The organism is Kitasatospora papulosa (genome assembly GCF_000717245.1).
GTDB lineage: Bacteria > Actinomycetota > Actinomycetes > Streptomycetales > Streptomycetaceae > Streptomyces > Streptomyces papulosus.
The window spans coordinates 1-228 of sequence record NZ_JNYQ01000089.1; the positions used below are offsets into that span (position 1 = coordinate 1).

General features: G+C 64.5%; 1 protein-coding gene. It reads left to right on the plus strand.

Annotation, left to right across the window (positions count from 1 at the left end; translation table 11 throughout):
• Positions 1-228 (plus strand): tetratricopeptide repeat protein (locus IA22_RS38445; protein WP_157840986.1); only part of this gene is annotated, 228 nt, incomplete at both ends.

Below are 228 nucleotides of genomic sequence, written 5' to 3' on the forward strand. Positions count from 1 at the left end.
CCGGACACCCTCGAATCACTCCACCAGCTCGCCGTCTCCTACAGCGAGGTCGGGCGTGCTCAAGAAGCGTCAGACTTGGGGCGACGAGTGGCCGAGGCTCGTACCCGAGTGCTGGGTCCCGAGGATCCTGCCACCCTCGATACCCTCCACGCACTGACCTTCACGTACGAACAGCTGGACCGTGAACAAGAGGCTCTGGACCTGAGGGAACGAGTGGCCGAGGCCCGT